Annotated in this window: 16 protein-coding genes; 7 read left to right on the top strand and 9 right to left on the bottom strand. The window is 65.1% G+C overall.

Annotated elements, in window-relative coordinates; genetic code table 11:
• Window positions 1-16 precede the first annotated feature (16 nt).
• Window positions 17-604: a GNAT family N-acetyltransferase gene (locus tag AC0L2O_RS05310; RefSeq protein WP_045010968.1), complete on the top strand. Its 588-nt coding sequence runs from the start codon at window positions 17-19 to the stop codon at window positions 602-604.
• A gap of 119 nt (window positions 605-723) precedes the next feature.
• Window positions 724-1,377 carry a hypothetical protein gene (locus tag AC0L2O_RS05315; protein ID WP_473368942.1) on the top strand — a complete coding sequence of 218 codons (654 nt, stop codon included), beginning with the start codon at window positions 724-726 and terminating at the stop codon, window positions 1,375-1,377.
• Window positions 1,378-1,582: 205 nt separating this feature from the next.
• Here the strand turns inward: AC0L2O_RS05315 and AC0L2O_RS05320 are convergent, their stop codons facing one another.
• The 5 genes from AC0L2O_RS05320 to AC0L2O_RS05340 form a co-directional block, all read right to left on the bottom strand.
• Window positions 1,583-2,068 carry a F0F1 ATP synthase subunit B family protein gene (locus tag AC0L2O_RS05320; RefSeq protein WP_369720624.1) on the bottom strand — a complete coding sequence of 162 codons (486 nt, stop codon included), beginning with the start codon at window positions 2,066-2,068 and terminating at the stop codon, window positions 1,583-1,585.
• Between the two features lie 5 nt (window positions 2,069-2,073).
• The gene (locus AC0L2O_RS05325) at window positions 2,074-2,637 is read right to left on the bottom strand and encodes a F0F1 ATP synthase subunit B family protein (RefSeq protein WP_473368943.1); all 564 of its coding nucleotides are present in this window, start codon (window positions 2,635-2,637) and stop codon (window positions 2,074-2,076) included.
• Between the two features lie 62 nt (window positions 2,638-2,699).
• Window positions 2,700-2,930, bottom strand: coding sequence for a F0F1 ATP synthase subunit C (locus tag AC0L2O_RS05330; RefSeq protein ID WP_007599451.1), 231 nt, complete (start codon window positions 2,928-2,930; stop codon window positions 2,700-2,702).
• A 53-nt stretch (window positions 2,931-2,983) separates the two neighbouring features.
• Window positions 2,984-3,733: a F0F1 ATP synthase subunit A gene (locus tag AC0L2O_RS05335; protein WP_369720626.1), complete on the bottom strand. Its 750-nt coding sequence runs from the start codon at window positions 3,731-3,733 to the stop codon at window positions 2,984-2,986.
• Window positions 3,734-3,844: 111 nt separating this feature from the next.
• Window positions 3,845-4,219 carry an AtpZ/AtpI family protein gene (locus tag AC0L2O_RS05340; protein WP_369720627.1) on the bottom strand — a complete coding sequence of 125 codons (375 nt, stop codon included), beginning with the start codon at window positions 4,217-4,219 and terminating at the stop codon, window positions 3,845-3,847.
• Window positions 4,220-4,601: 382 nt separating this feature from the next.
• Here AC0L2O_RS05340 and AC0L2O_RS05345 point away from each other — a divergent pair, with 382 nt between their 5' ends.
• Both AC0L2O_RS05345 and AC0L2O_RS05350 read left to right on the top strand, forming a co-directional pair.
• Window positions 4,602-5,123, top strand: a complete 522-nt coding sequence (locus AC0L2O_RS05345) for a hypothetical protein (RefSeq protein WP_473368944.1) — start codon at window positions 4,602-4,604, stop codon at window positions 5,121-5,123.
• A 37-nt stretch (window positions 5,124-5,160) separates the two neighbouring features.
• The gene (locus AC0L2O_RS05350; protein WP_369720629.1) at window positions 5,161-5,640 is read left to right on the top strand and encodes a secondary thiamine-phosphate synthase enzyme YjbQ; all 480 of its coding nucleotides are present in this window, start codon (window positions 5,161-5,163) and stop codon (window positions 5,638-5,640) included.
• 73 nt (window positions 5,641-5,713) lie between these two features.
• On the opposite strand, the gene AC0L2O_RS05355 is transcribed toward AC0L2O_RS05350, so the two are convergent.
• Window positions 5,714-7,339: an MFS transporter gene (locus AC0L2O_RS05355; RefSeq protein WP_369720630.1), complete on the bottom strand. Its 1,626-nt coding sequence runs from the start codon at window positions 7,337-7,339 to the stop codon at window positions 5,714-5,716.
• Window positions 7,340-7,683: 344 nt separating this feature from the next.
• On the opposite strand from AC0L2O_RS05355, the gene AC0L2O_RS05360 reads away from it, so the two are divergent.
• Complete coding sequence (locus AC0L2O_RS05360) at window positions 7,684-8,355, top strand: response regulator transcription factor (protein ID WP_369720631.1); 672 nt, start codon at window positions 7,684-7,686, stop codon at window positions 8,353-8,355.
• A gap of 4 nt (window positions 8,356-8,359) precedes the next feature.
• Here AC0L2O_RS05360 and AC0L2O_RS05365 read toward each other — a convergent pair whose 3' ends face one another.
• On the bottom strand, window positions 8,360-11,200 hold the full coding sequence (locus AC0L2O_RS05365; protein WP_473368945.1) for an ATP-binding protein: 2,841 nt from the start codon (window positions 11,198-11,200) through the stop codon (window positions 8,360-8,362).
• Between the two features lie 196 nt (window positions 11,201-11,396).
• On the opposite strand from AC0L2O_RS05365, the gene AC0L2O_RS05370 reads away from it, so the two are divergent.
• Window positions 11,397-11,816: an organic hydroperoxide resistance protein gene (locus tag AC0L2O_RS05370; RefSeq protein ID WP_369720633.1), complete on the top strand. Its 420-nt coding sequence runs from the start codon at window positions 11,397-11,399 to the stop codon at window positions 11,814-11,816.
• Window positions 11,817-11,849: 33 nt separating this feature from the next.
• Window positions 11,850-12,881, top strand: coding sequence for an alpha/beta fold hydrolase (locus AC0L2O_RS05375; RefSeq protein ID WP_473368946.1), 1,032 nt, complete (start codon window positions 11,850-11,852; stop codon window positions 12,879-12,881).
• A 3-nt stretch (window positions 12,882-12,884) separates the two neighbouring features.
• Here AC0L2O_RS05375 and AC0L2O_RS05380 read toward each other — a convergent pair whose 3' ends face one another.
• On the bottom strand, window positions 12,885-16,394 hold the full coding sequence (locus AC0L2O_RS05380; RefSeq protein ID WP_473368947.1) for a PAS domain-containing hybrid sensor histidine kinase/response regulator: 3,510 nt from the start codon (window positions 16,392-16,394) through the stop codon (window positions 12,885-12,887).
• A gap of 313 nt (window positions 16,395-16,707) precedes the next feature.
• Window positions 16,708-17,937, bottom strand: a complete 1,230-nt coding sequence (gene hemA, locus AC0L2O_RS05385) for a 5-aminolevulinate synthase (RefSeq protein ID WP_369720636.1) — start codon at window positions 17,935-17,937, stop codon at window positions 16,708-16,710.
• Window positions 17,938-18,199: the final 262 nt, after the last annotated feature.

Genomic DNA, 18,199 nt, shown 5'->3' on the forward strand with positions numbered 1-18,199 from the left:
CCCGGGAAGCATCACCATGGCCCTGTTTCGCCTGCCATCCAGTGGACCTGCCGCCCTCGCCCCGCGCGGCAACGGGCTCTTGCTGCGCGCACCGCAGATGTCCGATTTTCTGCAATGGGCGCATCTGCGCGAGACCAGCCGCGATTATCTGACGCCGTGGGAGCCGATCTGGCCGTCGGACGATCTGACCCGGTCCGGCTTCCGCCGCCGCCTGCGTCGCTATTCCGAGGATATCGCCGCGGACCGCTCCTACCCCTTCCTGATCTTCCGCGAGCTCGACGGCGCTATGGTCGGCGGCATCACGCTGGCCAATGTCCGCCGCGGCATCGTGCAAGCGGGGACCATCGGCTACTGGGTCGGCCAGTCCCATGCCCATCGCGGCTACATGACGGCCGCGCTTCGGGTGCTGCTCCCGACGCTGTTCGGCGAGCTCAATCTGCACCGGGTTGAGGCCGCCTGCATCCCCACCAATGCGCCGTCGATCCGGGTGCTGGAGAAATGCGGCTTCTCCCGTGAGGGCCTGGCGCGCCGCTATCTCTGCATCAACGGGATCTGGCAGGACCATTTGCTGTTCGGCCTGCTGCACGAGGATTTCCGCGGTTGAGCGCCGGTCTCCGCGCGGGCCAAACTCAGCTTTTTCGTGCCTTGGGATCGCCGATTTTAGCGATATAAGCGCACCAAGCTGGCGACCTGCCAGGATGGTGTCACGGAGTACGGGCGTTCATGAAAGAGCTTTGGTCATTGCGGAATGCGCTGCGGCGAGGTCCGGTGATCGGGCTGGCGCTCTCGGTCTCACTGGCGGCCGTCTCGCCGGTCGCGGCGCAGTCGCTGACCGACCGCTTCAAGAGTCTGTTCGGCGGCAAGTCCGACGAGCCGGCCGAGTCGAAGCCTGCGCCCGCGCCGGGTCAACGGCCGGCCGACGATGAGCTCGAATGTCCTCAGGTCACCGTGCGCGCCGGGGCGTCCACCTATGGGGTCGGGGTGACGGGTAAGCCGGCCGTCGGCAACGACGTGCGTTTTCAGGCCTCCATCACCAAGATGGCGCGCGAATGCGCCCGCAACGGAGGCGAGATCACGGTGCGCGTGGGCATCCAGGGCCGCGTCATCGCAGGCCCCGCCGGCGCGCCCAGCACGGTCGATGTCCCGCTGCGCGTCGCGGTGGTGCAGGGCGGCGTCGGCGAGAAGGTGATCGCCTCCAAGGCCTATCGGACCACGGTCGAGATGTCGGAGGGCGGCAGCGTGCCGTTCACCTTTGTCGCCGAGGACCTGTCCTATCCGGTGCCCTCGGCCGCGGTCGCCGACAACTACATCTTCTATGTCGGCTTCGACCCGCAGGCGCTCGCGCCCGAGCCGAAGGCGCGGGGGAAGAAGAAGTAGGTCGCGGCAACTTCAGCTGTCATGCCCCGGCTCGACCGGGGCATCCAGTACGCCGCGGCGTATCGATCAATCACAATCGTCTCGGAGTACTGGATCACCCGCTTTCGCGGGTGATGACATCGAGTTTGCGGTTGTCGTGTCGGCCAAACAAAAAAGCCGGCGCTCGTGGCGCCGGCTTTTTGATTGTTGGCGAGAGCCGTTGCCCTCAGTTCAGCTTCTGCCGGACTTCGGTGATGCCCTTGGCCAGCAGATCGTCGGCGACCTGGCCCTTGACCGACTGCGACAGGATCGTGGAAGCGGCCTGGACGGCGGCTTCCGCGGCTGCGGCACGGACGTCGGCGAGCGCCTGGGCTTCGGCGAGCGCGATCTTGCCCTCGGCGGTCTTGGTGCGGCGGGCGACGAAATCTTCCATCTTCGCCTTGGCCTCCGTCGCGATGCGCTCGGCTTCGGCCCTGGCGTTGGCGATGATGTCGGCGGCTTCGCGTTCGGCCGAAGCCGTGCGCGCCTTGTAGTCGGCGAGCACCTTCGCCGCCTCCTGCTTGAGACGCATCGCGTCGTCGAGCTCGGCCTTGATGCGGTCGGCGCGATGGTCGAGCGCAGCCATGGCCTTCTTGAAGACCCCGAGATAGCCGAACACGACCATCAGGATCACGAAGGCGACGGCGACCCAGAATTCAGGTTCGAAGAACATATCGTCTAACCCTTCAACGACGCGTCAACGGCGGCATTGACCGACGCCGCATCCGGAATGACGCCCGTGAGCTGCTGCACGATCGAACCTGCCGCATCGGCCGCGATGCCGCGGACGTTGCTCATGGCGGTCGTGCGGGTCGAGGCGATGGTCTTCTCCGCCTCGGCGAGCTTGGCCGCCAGCTGCTCTTCCAGCACCTTGCGCTCGGCTTCCGTCTGCGCATTGGCCTTGTCGCGTGACTCGTTGCCAATCGCCTGCGCACGCGCGCGCGCCGAGGCGAGCTCGCTCTCGTAGGCTTTCAGCGAAGCATCGGACTGATCCTTCAGCTTCTGCGCTTCGGCGAGGTCGCCCTCGATCTTGTTCTGACGCGCCTCGATCGCGCCGCCGACGCGCGGCAAAGCGAGCTTGGACACGATCACGTAAAGCACGACGAAGAAGATCGCGAGCGACACCAGCTGCGAAGCAAAGGTGCTGCTCTCGAACGGCGGAAAGCCGCCACCGTGACCGCCTTCGGCCTCGGTGTGGGCGCCCGCCGCCGGACCCTTCGCCCCGCCATGACTCTCAGCCATGGAGTACTCCTGTTGCTGTCAGGCGCGCCGCTTCGGTCGAAGCGGCGCGAAACAAATCGTCCTCAGAGCGGAACGAACAGCAGCAGCAGCGCGATCAGCAGCGAGAAGATGCCGAGCGCTTCGGTCACGGCGAAGCCGAAGATCAGGTTGCCGAACTGGCCCTGAGCGGCCGACGGGTTGCGAACGGCTGCGGCGAGATAGTTGCCGAAAATCACGCCCACGCCGACGCCCGCACCGCCCATGCCGATGCACGCGATGCCCGCGCCGATAAGTTTTGCTGCTGCCGGATCCATTTTTGACTCCTTGGAGGAAAGATTGGGTTGTGGGTGGAAATTCCCCGGACCGCTCAGTGTCCCGGATGAATGGCGTCGTTGAGATAGATGCAGGTCAGGATCGCGAACACATAGGCTTGCAGGAACGCGACCAGGATCTCGAGAGCATACAGCGCGATCGTGAGCGCCAGCGGCAGCACGCCGCCGACCCAGCCGAGGGCGCCGAGCGAGAAGCCGAGCATGGCAACGAAGCCCGCGAACACCTTCAGCGCGATGTGGCCGGCCAGCATGTTGGCGAACAGACGGACGCTGTGGGAGACCGGCCGCAGGAAGAACGACAGGACCTCGATGAACATCACCAGCGGCAGGATGTAGATGGGGACGCCGTGGGGAACGAAGATCTTGAAGAATTTCACGCCGTTCTTGACGACGCCGTAGATCAGGACGGTGAAGAAGACCAGCAGCGCAAGCGCTCCGGTCACGATGAGGTGGCTCGAGATCGTGAAGGTGTAGGGGATGATACCCACGAGGTTCGAGACGCAGAGGAACATGAAGAGCGAGAAGATCAGCGGGAAGAACTTCATGCCTTCCGCGCCGGCGGTCGAACGGATGGTCGATGCGACGAACTCGTAGGAGATTTCCGCGACCGACTGCAGGCGCCCGGGAACCAGCTGCCGGCCGCTGGCAAGCATCAGGAACGAGATGATCGCCACCGCAACCAGCATGTAGAGCGAGGAATTGGTGAAGGCGATCGTCTGATTGCCGATATGGCCGATCGTGAAGAGAGGCTCGATGTTGAACTGGTGGATCGGATCGATTTTCATCGGCGCGGCATCTCTTGGTCTGCCGGGCTAGCCGGCTGGTCTCGGTGTGCCGGTGCGGGCCGGCCCGCACCGGCGAAGCCGGCGCGATCATTCCTCTCCAGTTTGGATTGGCTACGAACCACCGCGCCTGTTTTGACCCGCGCCCGCCGTTCTCACCACGTTCACCACGCCGGCCACGAAGCCCAGCAGCAGGAACACGATAAATCCGAAAGGCGATGTCGACAGCAAGCGGTCGAAACCCCAGCCAATCCCCGCTCCGACAACGACCCCGGCGACCAACTCGGAGGATAACCGGAAACCAAGCGCCATCGCCGAGGCTCTGGCCGCTTTGTCCTCACCGTCACCTGCGGGTTGCTCGGTCTTGACGTGGCGGCCGCGAAATTCGCTCAACCGCTGATCAAGATTCCCGAGCCGTTCGGAAAGCGCAGCTTCCTCGGGCGATCTATCGCGATCTCCATTCTCGCCGCGTCCCGTGTCCTGAGCCATGCCACGAAGACCCGAAACGCTGCGGTTGAATGGAAATTACGCCCGCCACCCTCAAAAGCCGCGCGGACCATACTGACCGCTCATAATCAAGTCAAGCCGAGTCACGATTGCGTCGTGTTCTGTTATCTATTTGATCTATATGGCAATATTGCCTTGCGCGCCGGCGCTGCACACAGCTTGACGCCGCACCGCAGCAGCTGTCCTCGCGATCCGCCGACGTCGCCGACATTTCGCCGCCGCCCCGGGATCAAACGGACCGCCGCGATCGTTGATTTCGCGGATGCGTTTCGGGCGGCGGATTCGTTGGACGAAGCTATGCGCTACCGTCCGCGGAGGTGTAGAATTCGGGATGCGCCACCTGCGCGTCGTGGCGGAGAGCGCGATGAGACCAGCAAGATCATCCACTGCGTCATGGTTTGCGACGGCGGCAATTGCCGCCGTGATGACAGCCAGCGGCGGTCTGGTGGCCGCCCAATCGGCGGCCGATAGCGAAAACGGCCGCTACACCATGACGCCGATCCCGCAGGGCGTGCTGAGGCTCGACACCCGCACCGGCACGGTCTCGACCTGCACCAGGAATGACGCCGGCTGGGCTTGCTACGCCGTTCCCGACGAACGTTCCGCGCTCGATGCCGAAATCGGCCGGCTCCAGGCCGAAGTCGAGCAGCTGAAGGGGCAGCTCGCCGCCGGGCCGACCGTCTCGGGCAAGGTCGACGAGGCGTTGCCGAAATCGGATTCGCTGAAGAAGGCTGAGCCGAAGGTCGCCGAGGGCGACCGCAGGATCGAGATCCCGCTGCCCAGCGACCAGGACCTCGACCGCGCGATGTCGTTCCTGGAAAAGGCCTGGCGGCGGCTGATCGACATGGCCAACCGCGTGCAGAAGGACGTGTCGGGGAAGATTTAGCGCGTGGCGGGACGCTTTCGCAGTTGAGAGAATTTTCATGACCTCAATCAAAGCGCAGACTCGCTCGACACCGTCGACGGTGCACGCCACGAGCATCAGCACCGCGACGCTGACGCTGCAGACCCCAGGCAGCGGATTCTTCGACTTCACGCCCGAAGCCGCGAAATTCATCGCCGACGTTCATGCGCGGGACGGTGCGCTGATGCTGTTTATCCGTCACACCTCGGCATCGCTGACAATCCAGGAGAATGCCGATCCTTCCGTGCTGGTCGATCTCACCACGGTGCTGGCGCGACTCGCGCCCGACGATGAAGATGCAGGCTGGACTCACGACACCGAAGGGCCGGACGATATGCCGGCGCACATCAAGACCATGCTGACGGGGACCTCGTTGCAGGTACCGGTGCTCGGTGGCGCGCTGGCGCTGGGCACCTGGCAGGCGATCTATCTGATCGAGCACCGCAGCCGTCCGCACCGGCGCGAGGTCGTGCTGCAATTCATCGGTGCGACCTCGTGACAAAGCAAAACCGGCCGCGGGGGATCCGCGGCCGGCTTGTTGTCGCTGGCGCCGGCGTGAACGCCGGTACCGGTCAGGTCGTCTTGATATCGACGTCCTTGGTCTCAGGCAGGAACAGGAAGCCGACCACAGCGGTGATCACCGCGAACACGATCGGGTACCACAGGCCCGCATAGATATCGCCGGTCGAGGCCACGATCGCGAATGCGGTCGCGGGCAACAGGCCGCCGAACCAGCCGTTGCCGATATGGTAAGGCAGCGACATCGAGGTGTAGCGGATCTTGGTCGGGAACAATTCGACCAGCATCGCCGCGATCGGGCCGTAGACCATGGTGACGAAGATCACCAGGATGAACAGCAGCCCGATGATCGCTGCGACCTGCGGGCGGAAGATGTCGAACGGATTCGACATCTTCACGATACCGGTGTCGCCCGCCTTGGGATAGCCGGCCGCCTGCACCGCGGCGAGCACCGCCGGGTTGCTGTCCTTGGCGTTCGCGTAAGCCACGTCCTTGCCGTTGACGACGACCTTGACGCCGGAGCCGGGCGCGCCGCTGGTCGTTGCGTACTTGACCGACGACTGCGACAGGAAGGCGCGTGCGGTGTCGCAAGGCGAGGTGAAGACGCGGGTACCGACCGGGTTGAACAGATCGCCGCAGCCCGCGGGATCGGCCACCACCTCGACCTTGGTTGCTTCGATCGCCTTCTCCAGCGCCGGGTTGGCGTTGGTGGTGATCATCTTGAAGATCGGGAAGAAGGTCAGCGCCGCAATCAGGCAGCCGCCGAGGATGATCGGCTTGCGGCCGATCCTGTCCGACAGCGCGCCGAAGACGACGAAGAACCCGGTGCCGAACAGCAGCGACCATGCGATCAGCAGGTTTGCCGTGTAGCCGTCCACCTTCAGGATCGATTGCAGGAAGAACAGCGCGTAGAACTGGCCGGTGTACCAGACCACGCCCTGACCCATCGTGCCGCCGAGCAGCGCGAGCAGCACGAGCTTGCCGTTCTGCCAGTTGGCGAACGCCTCCGTCAGCGGGGCCTTCGAGCTCTTGCCCTCGTCCTTCATCTTCTGGAAGATCGGCGATTCATTGAGGCGGAGCCGGATCCAGACTGAGACGCCGAGCAGCAGCACCGAGACCAGGAACGGGATGCGCCAGCCCCACGCCGCGAAGTCGGCTTCGCCGGTCGCGGAACGGGTGAACAGGATTACCAGCAGCGACAGGAACAGGCCGAGCGTCGCCGTGGTCTGGATGAACGATGTGTAGTAGCCGCGCTTGCCGTTCGGGGCATGCTCGGCCACATAAGTCGCCGCACCGCCATATTCACCGCCGAGGGCGAGACCCTGGGCGAGGCGCAGTGCGATCAGGATGACTGGCGCCGCGAAGCCGATCGTGGCCGCGCTCGGCAGCAGGCCGACGATGAAGGTCGAAAGACCCATGATCAGGATGGTGACGAGGAAGGTATATTTGCGGCCGACGATGTCGCCGATGCGGCCGAACACGATGGCGCCGAACGGGCGGACCAGAAAGCCCGCGGCAAACGCCAGCAGCGCAAAGATGTCGCGCGTCGCCGGCGGATAGGCCGAGAAGAATTGCGCGCCGATGATCGAAGCCAGCGATCCGTACAGATAGAAGTCGTACCACTCGAAGACGGTACCGAGCGAGGAGGCGAGAATGACGAAGCGTTCGTCCTTCGTCATACCTCCTGTGCGCGCCTGAGACACAGCCATTGTCGACATGTTGCGATCGCTCCCCGAAACGTGTTTCCTCTGTCCCCGACGTCCGGATCCTCCCGGATCGACCAGGGCCTTGCGGTTAAAGTAACATCGCCGTGAAACCCGCCCCAATACGACTTTCGGCCTTGCCCACTGACGCTCGCCTGACGCGCGGGTATCCGGTGCCGCACAGCGGCAGGTGGTTTCGGGATTAACCCCCTTTCGCGCAAAGGGATAATGGGCACTTGCATGCCACGGCCGGCCGAGGAACAATTGACCATCGCGGGGGTCCGGATTACTGGCCCGGTGCAAACCACAGCAAGAGATCGATGAACGCTCCTACGCCCCACCTCGTCATTGCAGATGACCACCCGCTGTTCCGTGATGCGCTGCGGCACGCGGTGGCCGGCGTCCTGAGCACGGCGAAGATCGACGAGGCCGGATCGTTCGAGGATCTGACGAAACTGCTGGAGCAGACCTCCGACGTCGATCTGGTCCTGCTCGATCTCTCGATGCCCGGCATCTCCGGCTTTTCCGGCCTGATCTATCTGCGCGCGCAATATCCGGCGATTCCGGTGGTGATCGTGTCGGCCTCCGACGACAGCGCCACGATCCGCCGCTCGCTCGATTTCGGCGCCTCCGGCTTCATCCCGAAGCGGTTTGGCGTCGAGACGCTGCGCGATGCCATCCTCAAGATCATGGACGGCGACGTCTGGGTTCCCGCCGACACCGACCTGTCGGCCGCCGCAGACCCCGACATGACGCGCCTGCGCGACCGCCTGGTGACGCTGACGCCGCAGCAGGTGCGGGTGTTGATGATGCTCTCGGAGGGGCTGCTCAACAAGCAGATCGCCTATGAACTCGGCGTCTCCGAGGCGACCATCAAGGCGCATGTCTCCGCGATCCTGCAAAAGCTCGGCGTCGAGAGCCGGACCCAGGCGGTGATTGCCGCAGCCAGGATCGCAGGCGGGCAGTGGAAGCAGGGCACCCCGACCGGGTGATTGGCTACAGCGTCTCCAGGAACTCGTTTGCGGCCCGGATATCGGCGGTCTCGGAACCCGTGACAAAGCCATCGAGCGCCGATTGAAGCAATAGCTTCGCCTCCTGGCCCTGGCCGCGTTCGGCAAAGAGGTTTGCAAGATCGATTGCGGAGCGCAGCTCCCAGGCTTTTGCGCCCTTGCGACGGCTCAGTTCAAGCGCGTTGCTGAGCGAGGCTTCCGCTTCCTCGCCCATCGGCCGCGGCAGGGACAGCAACACCTTGCCCTTCATGCGCAGCAGCTCGGGCATGTAGAGGTGATCGCCGCCTTGCGTGACGAGCCGGATCGCGTCGTCGATCACGCGCGCGCTCTGTTCGATCTGCCCAAGCGCCAGAAGGCCGTGAACCAGCGCGATATTGAAGGTCGTGGTGAGCAGCTCATAGCCTGCGTCGTGCAACTCCTGCAGGCTGCGCCTGATCGTCTCCACGCCGCTCCCGGCGTCTCCGCGCCGGATCGCAAGCTCGCCTTTCACGCCCCTTCCGACCGCGAGATAAGGTCCCATCGAGCGCGATTCGGCGTGAGTGATGAATCGATCGATGTTCTCTTCCGCGCCGTCGAGGTCACCGCTCCAGAGATCGATCGAGACCGCCCATATCAGAGCGATGCAGAGCGTGATCGGATGATCCATTTGCGCGGCATCATTGACCGTCTGCCGCGCCAGTTGCCGCGCATGTGAGGGCTGACCCTGTAGCCAAAGCTCTCGCGCCAGCGAGATGCCGGCCCGGTTGCGATGATCGAAGCCGTAGACCGTGCTGATCCGCTCCGTGCCGGGCCCTTGCCAGGCAGCCTCCAGCATCTTCATCGCGTCGCGATGTTCACCGCCCAGATGCAGCGAGACGCCGACGAGCGATTGCGCGAGGGCGACGGAGGCGGCGTCGCCCAACGCTTCGGCAACTGCGAGACTCTGCTGCGCATAGCCGAGCGCGGCATCGAACCGGCCGATCCGCTCGTGGAAGATGTGCATCCGGCCGAGCAACTGGAGCTGGTTCGGCGCGTCGCCAAGAGCCTCGGCAATCGCAAGGCTCCTGGTCAGGGCGTTGCGCGCGGCTTCACTGCCACCGCGGGTGAACATCAAGCTCAATCCGAGCGCGGCTTGAATATGCATTTCCTCGGCGCTGCCGCGCGAGGCGGAATCGATCGCAAGCAGCGCCCGCTCGGACCAGCGCCGGCATTCGGTGAGCAGGGACATCGCCAGGAAAACTGGCGCCGCAGCAGCGGCGAGCGCAATGCCGATGCCGACGTCGCCGCGCGGGCCGAAGCACCAGTCGAGCGCGGCACGGACATTGTGAAGCGCGGAAAAATGAATGGCGCGCTCGTCGGCGCTCGGCACCGTCGCCCATTTCGTGCCGGCCTGTTGCAGCCATCGCCGGTAATAGGTGGCGTGGCGGGCGGCGAGCGCCGATCCGTCGTCCTCGATTGCGAGCAGATAGGCGCGCGTCGTGTCGAGAAGGCGGTAGCGCATCATGGCGCCGATCGGCCGCGGCGCGACCATCGACTTGGCGACGAGGCTGTCGATGGCATCGAACAGCCGGGAGCGGTCGATGTAGTCGTCGGGCACCACCTCGAGCGCGGCGTCGATGGTGAAATGCCCGGCGAAAACCGCAAGCCTGCGCAGCACGAGGCGTTCGAGATCGGACAACAGGCCGTAGCTCCAGTCCAGCGTGGCCTGCAACGTCTTCTGTCGCGGCGGCGCGGTCCGCTGACCCTGCCAGAGCAGGTTGAGGCGCTGGTCCAGCAAGGCCGCAGTCTGCTCCAGGCCGTAGGCTTCGACGCGGCCCGCGGCGAGCTCGATCGCCAACGCCATGCCGTCGAGCTTGCGGCAGATGCCCGCAGCGATGGCGGCACTGGAATCGTCGAGTGCGATCCGCGCGCCGGCGGCTTCCGCACGTTCGAGGAAGAGTTCGAGCGCGGGATAGGTCCGGGCAGCCGCAGCCGTCAGTTCTGGGCCGTCGGGTGGAACGGCAAGCGGCGCCAGCCGGTAGACCTGCTCGCCTTCGACGCGCAGGGCCTCCCGGCTTGTGGCCAGGATATGGACGTGCGGCGCGGCGTGAAAGACCTCAGCGGCCAGCGGGGCTGCGGCCGCCATCACGTGCTCGCAATTGTCCAGGATCAGCAGCATCTTCTTGTCCTGCAGATGCGCAAGCAAGGCAGGCATGGGATCGTCGGCCTGGGCCGGCAGACCAAGCATCAGCAGCAGCGAGGTGATCACGAGATCGGGGTCGCTGAGTGCTGCAAGATCCACGAAGTGCGCGGCATCGGCGAATGTCTCGAGCAGATCGTGCGCGATCGCCACGGCAATTGCGGTCTTGCCAACGCCGCCGGGGCCGACGATCGTGACGAAGCGTGATGCGGTGAGCTTCTCCGACACGGTGGCGCACGCGTCGGCCCGCCCGACCATCCGACGCAGCCGGTTCGGCAGTTTGACGGGCGGCAATTCGATCCGCGGCACTGGGCGTCGCTGCGCCGGAAGATCCGCATGCGAGATCGGTGCCACGAAGCAATAGCCGCGGCCCGACAAGGTCGCGATGTAGCGGGCGCCGTCCTTGCCATCGCCCAGCGCTTTCCGCAGCGCTGCGATGTGAAAGCGCAGATTGGCTTCCTCGACGGTCATGCCGGGCCAGAGCTGGGCGATCAGATCCCATTTGCTGAGGGCCTGGTTCGGCCGCGACATCAGCGCGATCAGTGTGTCGAACGCCTTTGCGCCGAGCGGCAGCGCAACGCCGTCACGCATCACGAGCCTTTCATGCGGAGCCACGGTGAAGGGCCCGAACGAGAGCGTCGTTGCCGCAGGCGCGGCCGGCTCAGTCATCACGAAATCTCGCCCATTTGCGGACCCGCATAGCCAGTCCCCGGAGATCCGGCAAGTCCGGCTTGGCATCGGCGTCAGCCCCTGCATGCAAGTCTCGTCATCGGGTTCCCGGACGGGCTCACAACTTCTCACAAGTCCAAACGGGCGTGCTGGGGCGGCGGCTGGTAGGTCATTGCGCGGCAGCAAGGAGATCCTGATGAGCCAGACGGCAAAAATCCTCTACACGGCCCGGACCCACACCACCGGTGGTCGCCAGGACGGCATGTCGCGAAGCTCCGACGGCCGCCTGGATGTGAAGTTGTCGCCGCCGGGCGGCGCAGGCATCGGCACCAATCCCGAGCAATTGTTCGCGGCCGGCTGGTCCGCCTGCTTCGAAGGCGCGATGGAGATCGCAGCTCGCAAACGGAAAATCGTGCTTCCGAGCAAATGCGCAATCGATGCCGAGATCGATCTCGTCCTCGTCAAGGGCGCCTATGCGCTCAGGGCCCGGCTCGGTGTCAGCCTGCCCGGCCTCGATCGCGAGGTCGCGCGCGATCTCATCGATGAGGCGCACCAGACCTGTCCTTACTCAAAGGCCGTTCGCGGCAACATCGACGTCAGCGTCGATCTGATCTGACGACTCGACAACCATCAACAGGATATCAAGACCATGAAACAGATCATCGACCAGCATCGCCGCCAGTTCCTCGGCGTGGCAGCCGGGACCGTCGCCGTCGGTCTCGGTGTGATCGACCTTGCGCGCGCCGAGACGGAGACACCGCGACCCTCAGTAACGAATGCCTCCTTCGGCACCATCAAGCAGATCAATGCGGGTGTGCTGAACGTCGGCTACGCCGAAGCCGGTCCCGCGACCGGCCCGGTGGCGATCCTTCTCCACGGCTGGCCCTATGACATTCACAGCTTCGTCGATGTCGCACCGATCCTGGCGCAGGCCGGCTATCGCGTGATCATCCCGTATCTGCGCGGCTATGGCTCGACGCACTTTCTCTCCAGCGAGACGCCGCGCAACGGCGAGCCGGCGGCGTTGGCGGTCGACATCATCGCGCTGATGGATGCGCTCGACATCAAGAAGGCGGTCGTTGCCGGCTTCGACTGGGGCGCGCGTACCGCCGACATCATCGCGGCGCTGTGGCCGGAGCGCTGCCGCGCGCTGGTGTCGGTCAGCGGCTATCTGATCTCCGGCCAGGCTGCGGGAAGCGCACCGCTGCCGCCGGCGGCCGAGCTGCAATGGTGGTACCAGTTCTATTTCGCGACCGAACGCGGTCGCGCCGGCTACGAGAGGTATACGCATGATTTCGCCAAGCTGATCTGGAAGCTGGCCTCGCCGCAGTGGAAGTTCGACGACGCCACTTTCGATCGCAGCGCGGCAGCCTTCGACAACAAGGACCACGTCGCGATCACGATCCACAATTACCGCTGGCGGCTCGGGCTCGCCAAAGGCGAGGCGAAGTACGAGGAGATCGAAAAGAAGCTTGCGGCAGCCCCGGTCATCGATGTGCCGACGATCACGATGGAAGGCGACGCCAACGGCGCGCCGCACCCCGATCCCACCGCCTATGCCAAGAAGTTCTCCGGGCGCTACGACTATCGTCTGGTCACCGGAGGCGTCGGGCACAACCTGCCCCAGGAAGCACCGCAAGCCTTTGCCAAGGCTGTCATCGACGCCGATGGGGGCGCCTGATCGCTACTCCGCCGCCACCATCTGCTGCGTTCGCCATTGCCCGAGCAAAGCGCGGAGCGAAGCCGGCTTCAGCGGCTTGTTCAGCACGGCTATCTTTTCCTCGCGCGCGGCCATCTGCACGGCGGGGCTGCGGTCGGCGGTGATCAGGATCGCCGGGATGGTATCTCCGAAGCGGCGGCGGATGTCCCGAATGGCGGCGATGCCGTTGCCCCGGTCGAGGTGATAGTCGACGAGCAGGCCGGTGACGCGTTTGCCAGCGGCTTCGATCGCGGCGATGGCGCCTTCGGGATCGGCGGCCGCGATCACCTCGGCGTCCCAGGCCTTCAACAGCGTGCGCATGCCGTCGAGGATCGCGGCATCATTCTCGATGCAGACGATCAGTGCGCCCGCGATCGGCGCGCGCGCCAGTGGCGTTGCACTGGTCACCGCGGCGGTGAGTGTCACCGCCTTCGCGGTCGGGACCGTGACGGAGAACAACGATCCGCCGCCGGCATTGGCGTCGATGGCGATGCCGTGGTTGAGCACGCGCGCCAGCCGCTCGACGATCGAAAGTCCCAGCCCCAGCCCGCGCGCGATCCGCGCGCCCTGCTCGAGACGGTGGAATTCCTTGAAAATCTCGCCGCGTTTGAGCGTCGGGATGCCGACGCCGGTGTCGTAGACGCAGATCTTGAGCGAGGCGCCGCGGCGGCGGCAGCCGACCAGCACGCGCCCGCGCGGGGTGTATTTGATCGCGTTGGAGATCAGGTTCTGCAACAGCCGCCGCAGCAGCAGCCGGTCCGACTCGACCGGCAACGAGCAGGGCACGAAGGCGAGCTCGAGGTTCTTGGCGCGCGCGACCGGGGCAAACTCGATCTCCAGCGAGCGCATCAGATCGGCCATCTTGAAGCTCGAGATGGAGGTCGTCATCGCGCCGGCATCCAGCCGCGAGATGTCGAGCAGCGCGCCGAGGATTTCCTCGATGGCCTGGAGCGACTCGTCGATGTTCTCGACCAGCCGCGTCTCCTCGCCGCTGTGCTGGCGCTCGACCAGGCTCGTGACATAGAGCCGCGCCGCGTTCAGCGGCTGGAGAATGTCGTGGCTGGCGGCGGCGAGGAAGCGCGTCTTGGAGATGCTGGCGTCCTCCGCCGAGCTCTTCGCGCGCGCCAGCTCCGAATTCAGCCGGGTCAGTTCCTCGGTGCGATCACGCACGCGCCTTTCCAGCGTGGCATTGGCGCGCTCCAGCGCTTCGGCCGCCTCGAAGGTGGGCGTGACGTCGGTGAAGGTGATGACGAACCCGCCGCCCGGCATGCGGTTGGTCAGGATCTCGATCACCATGTGGCGTTCCGGCAGGCGCTCCAGATACGGCTCGCCGTCGGTGGTGTAGGCCGCAAGCCGCCGCTCCAGCATGGCTTCGCGCTCGACCGGATCGTCGGGATTGCTCACGCCCATGAATTCCAGGATCTCGCGCAACGGCGTGCCGAACTGGATGAAATGCGGCGGCACGTTGAGCAGTTCGCCGAACTGCCGGTTCGAGCAGATCAGTTGCAGGTCGGCATCGAGCACCGCGATGCCCTGGCGCACGTGGTTGAGCGCGGTCTGAAGGATTTCGCGGTTGAAATGCAGCGCCGCATGGGAGTCGTCGAGCAGCTTTAGCGCAGCTTTCGCCGAGACCGTCCGCTTGCGCAGCAGCAGAGACATCACGAGCCGCGAGGACGCCGCACCGATCGAGGAGGCGATCAGATGCTCGGCGTGCTGCAACAGCTCGAAATCGGCGGGTGCCGCCAGCTCCAGTCGCACATTGCGCCGGGCCGAGAACGCCTCGAAGGAATGCCGGGCGCGGTCGGGCCCGAGATATTGCGCGACCGTGGTCTGGATATCCTGCACCGTGATGGTGGTGCGCCAGCGGCGGAAGTTCGGAGCGATCGGGGCGAGCGTGATCGGCACGAACAGATCGGCCTGCACGAGCTCGATGGACGAAGGCTGCCGCGCCAGCGACAGCAGCACATAAGTGAGGATGTTGAGCGAGAGCGACCAGACGACGCCATGCATCAGGGGCGACAGGTCGGCGCCGAACAGCCCCTGCGGCCGCAACGCCTCGATCCCGAACGGGCCGTGCTGCAGCAGCAGGATGCCCGAGGTCGAGGTGTCCATGAAGCTCGGCAGGAACAGCGTGTAAACCCACACCGCAAACCCGACCAGCATGCCCCCGATGGCGCCGCGGGCGGTGGCGCGGCGCCACAACAGGCCGCCGAAGAAGCTGGGTGCGAGCTGCGCGATGGCGGCAAAGGACAGCAGGCCGATCGCCACGAGCTGCGTATTGCCGAGCGCGCGATAGTAGAAATAGGCCATCACCATGATGGCGAAGATCGCGAGCCGCCGCGACCTCAGCAGGAAGTCGCCGAAATCGGCGCCACCGGTACGGCCGTCGGGCCTTCGCTGCAACACCAGCGGCACCACCAGATCGTTCGAGACCATGATCGAGAGCGCGACGCATTCGACGATCACCATCGCGGTGGCCGCCGACAGGCCGCCGACGAAGACGGCGACGCTGAGCAGGTTGGCGCCGCCCTCCATCGGCAGCGCGAGCACGTACATGTCGGGATCGGCAGCGCCGAACGGGAAGGTGACGAGGCCGGCGAGCGCGATCGGAATGACGAACAGGTTGATGGCGACGAGGTAGAGCGGGAATAGCCAGCGCGCGCGGCCGACCTCGGCATCGGATGAATTCTCCACCACGCTGACGTGGAACTGGCGCGGCAGCAGCATGATCGCGCACAGCGACAGCAGCGTCATGGTGAGGAAGTTGCCGATCGACGGCGAATAGTTGATCGCCCGCACCGCCTCCGGCGTCTTCATGGCGCGCTCGATCAATTCGTGCGGCGAGAACATCCAGAAGGTGACGAAGATGCCGGCGGCAAGGAATGCGACCAGCTTGATGATGGATTCGGTCGCGACCGCCAGCATCAGGCCGTGCTGGTGCTCGGTGGCGTCGGTGTGCCTCGTGCCGAACAGCACGGCGAAGGCGGCCATCGCCAGCGTCACCATCAGCGCCACGTCGCCGATGACCGGAATATGTGAGAAGGCCTGGTCTTCGCTCAGGATGACTTCGAGCGAGGAGGCGACCGCCTTGAGCTGGAGCGCGATGTAGGGCACCGAGCCGATGATCGCGATCAGCGCCACCGTTGCCGCCACCGCCTGGCTCTTGCCGTACCGCGCAGCGATGAAGTCGGCGATCGAGGTGATGTTCTGGGCTTTCGCAAGCTGGATCACGCGACGCAGGACCCCGGCGCCGAGCCCGATCATCAGGATTGGGCCGAGATAGATCGCGAGGAAGTCGGTCGAGGTCCGGGTGGCAAAGCCGACCGAGCCGAAGAACGTCCAGGAGGTGCAGTAGATCGCCAATGACAACGGATAGATCAGCCCGGAGGCGCGGCCGCGCCCGGCCGGCGAGCGGCGGTCACCATGGCTCGCCACCAGGAACAGGAAGCCGATATAGCCGAAGGCGGCGGCGATCACGCCCCAATCGTGGAGCATTGCGGAGGACTCTCCCAGGGCGCCACAGCTCCGCGCCCGATCTCATTGTCCAAGTAAATTTCCAGCTAAACTCCCAAGTAAATCTAGCGCGTCGGCAGGCCGCAAGCGACAGCGAAATGCCGTGTAGGGGCGGGAACTGCGGATGTCGTTAAGCCGCAAACCCCAACGTCGTCCTGGCGAAAGCCAGCACCCATAACCACAGGACATGGTTATGGGCACCCAGGTGGCGTCAGCGAGGCGCAACAATTCGCAATCGGGGTAATGGGTCCTGGCTCCCGCGCGCAATTGCGCACTAGGCCAGGACGACCCCGAGCTACTCCGCCGCCAGCGACTGTTCGCGCAGCGGCAGACCCAAGCGGTCCCACACTTGCAGCAGCGCTTCGGCGAGCCGATCGATCAGGCCGTCGTCGTGATAGGGCGAGGGCGTAATGCGCAGGCGTTCGGTGCCCTTGGCAACGGTCGGATAGTTGATCGGCTGGATGTAGATGCCGTGCTCTTCGAGCAGAAGGTCGGAAGCCTGCTTGCACTTGTCGGCATCGCCGATGAACAGCGGCACGATGTGGGTGTCGTTCGACATCACCGGGAGGCCGGCGGCATTGAGGATCGCCTTGACGCGGGCGGCGCGGTCCTGGTGGCGTTCGCGCTCCCAGTTCGAGGTCTTCAGATGCCTGATCGCCGCGGTCGCGGCCGAGCAGATCGCCGGCGGCAGCGCGGTGGTGAAGATGAAGCCCGGCGCGTAGGAGCGCACGGCATCGATGATCTGTCCGTTCGCCGCGATATAGCCGCCGAGGCAGCCGAACGCCTTGGCGAGCGTGCCTTCGAGGACGTCGATGCGGTGCATGACGCCGTCGCGCTCGGCAATGCCGCCGCCGCGCGGGCCGTACATGCCGACGGCGTGGACCTCGTCGACATAGGTCATCGCGCCGTACTTCTCGGCGAGATCGCAGATTTTTGCGAGCGGGGCGACATCGCCGTCCATGGAATAGAGGCTTTCGCAGGCGATCAGCTTCGGCCGGTTCGGACCTGCGGCCTTCAAGAGGCGTTCGAGATCCGCGAGGTCGTTGTGCCGGAACACCAGCCGTTCGCAACCGGACTGGCGGATACCCTCGATCATCGAATTGTGGTTGAGCTCGTCCGAGAGGATCAGGCAATTCGGGATCAGCTTGGCGAGGGTCGCGATGCCGGTCTGGTTCGAGACATAGCCGGACGTGAACAGCAGCGCGGCTTCCTTGCCGTGCAAATCGGCGAGCTCGGCCTCGAGCTGCACCAGCGGATGATGGGTGCCGGCGATGTTGCGGGTACCGCCCGCGCCGGTGCCGACGCGCGTCGCGGTTTCCACCATGGCGCCGACCACCTTGGGGTGCTGGCCCATGCCGAGATAATCGTTCGAGCACCAGATCACCACGTCGCGCTTGCCCTTGGGCGAGTGCCAGAGCGCATGCGGGAACCGGCCGGCGATGCGCTCGAGGTCGGCGAACACCCGGTAGCGCCGCTCGGCGTGCAGGCGATCAAGGGCGGAATTGAAGAACTCGCTGTAATCCATCGGCAAAACCTGCAACGGAACCTGATCAGGGGCTCGCATCCTCTTAGAGCTTTTCCAACTCTAATGTCTATGCGCTATCCCACATTTGAACCCGAAGGGCATTTGGGCAAAATGCCCCATCGCGGGCGCGGCGGCTTGATGTGGGTCAAAACGACCGGCGGGATCGCCCATGTTGCTGTGCGGTATCTGTGGCCATCCTTCGAGACGCCCGCCTTTGGCGGGCCCTCAGGATGAGGACCGAGTGTGCGGCAGCAGTTTCAAC

This window comes from Bradyrhizobium sp. Kon10 (assembly GCF_055807395.1).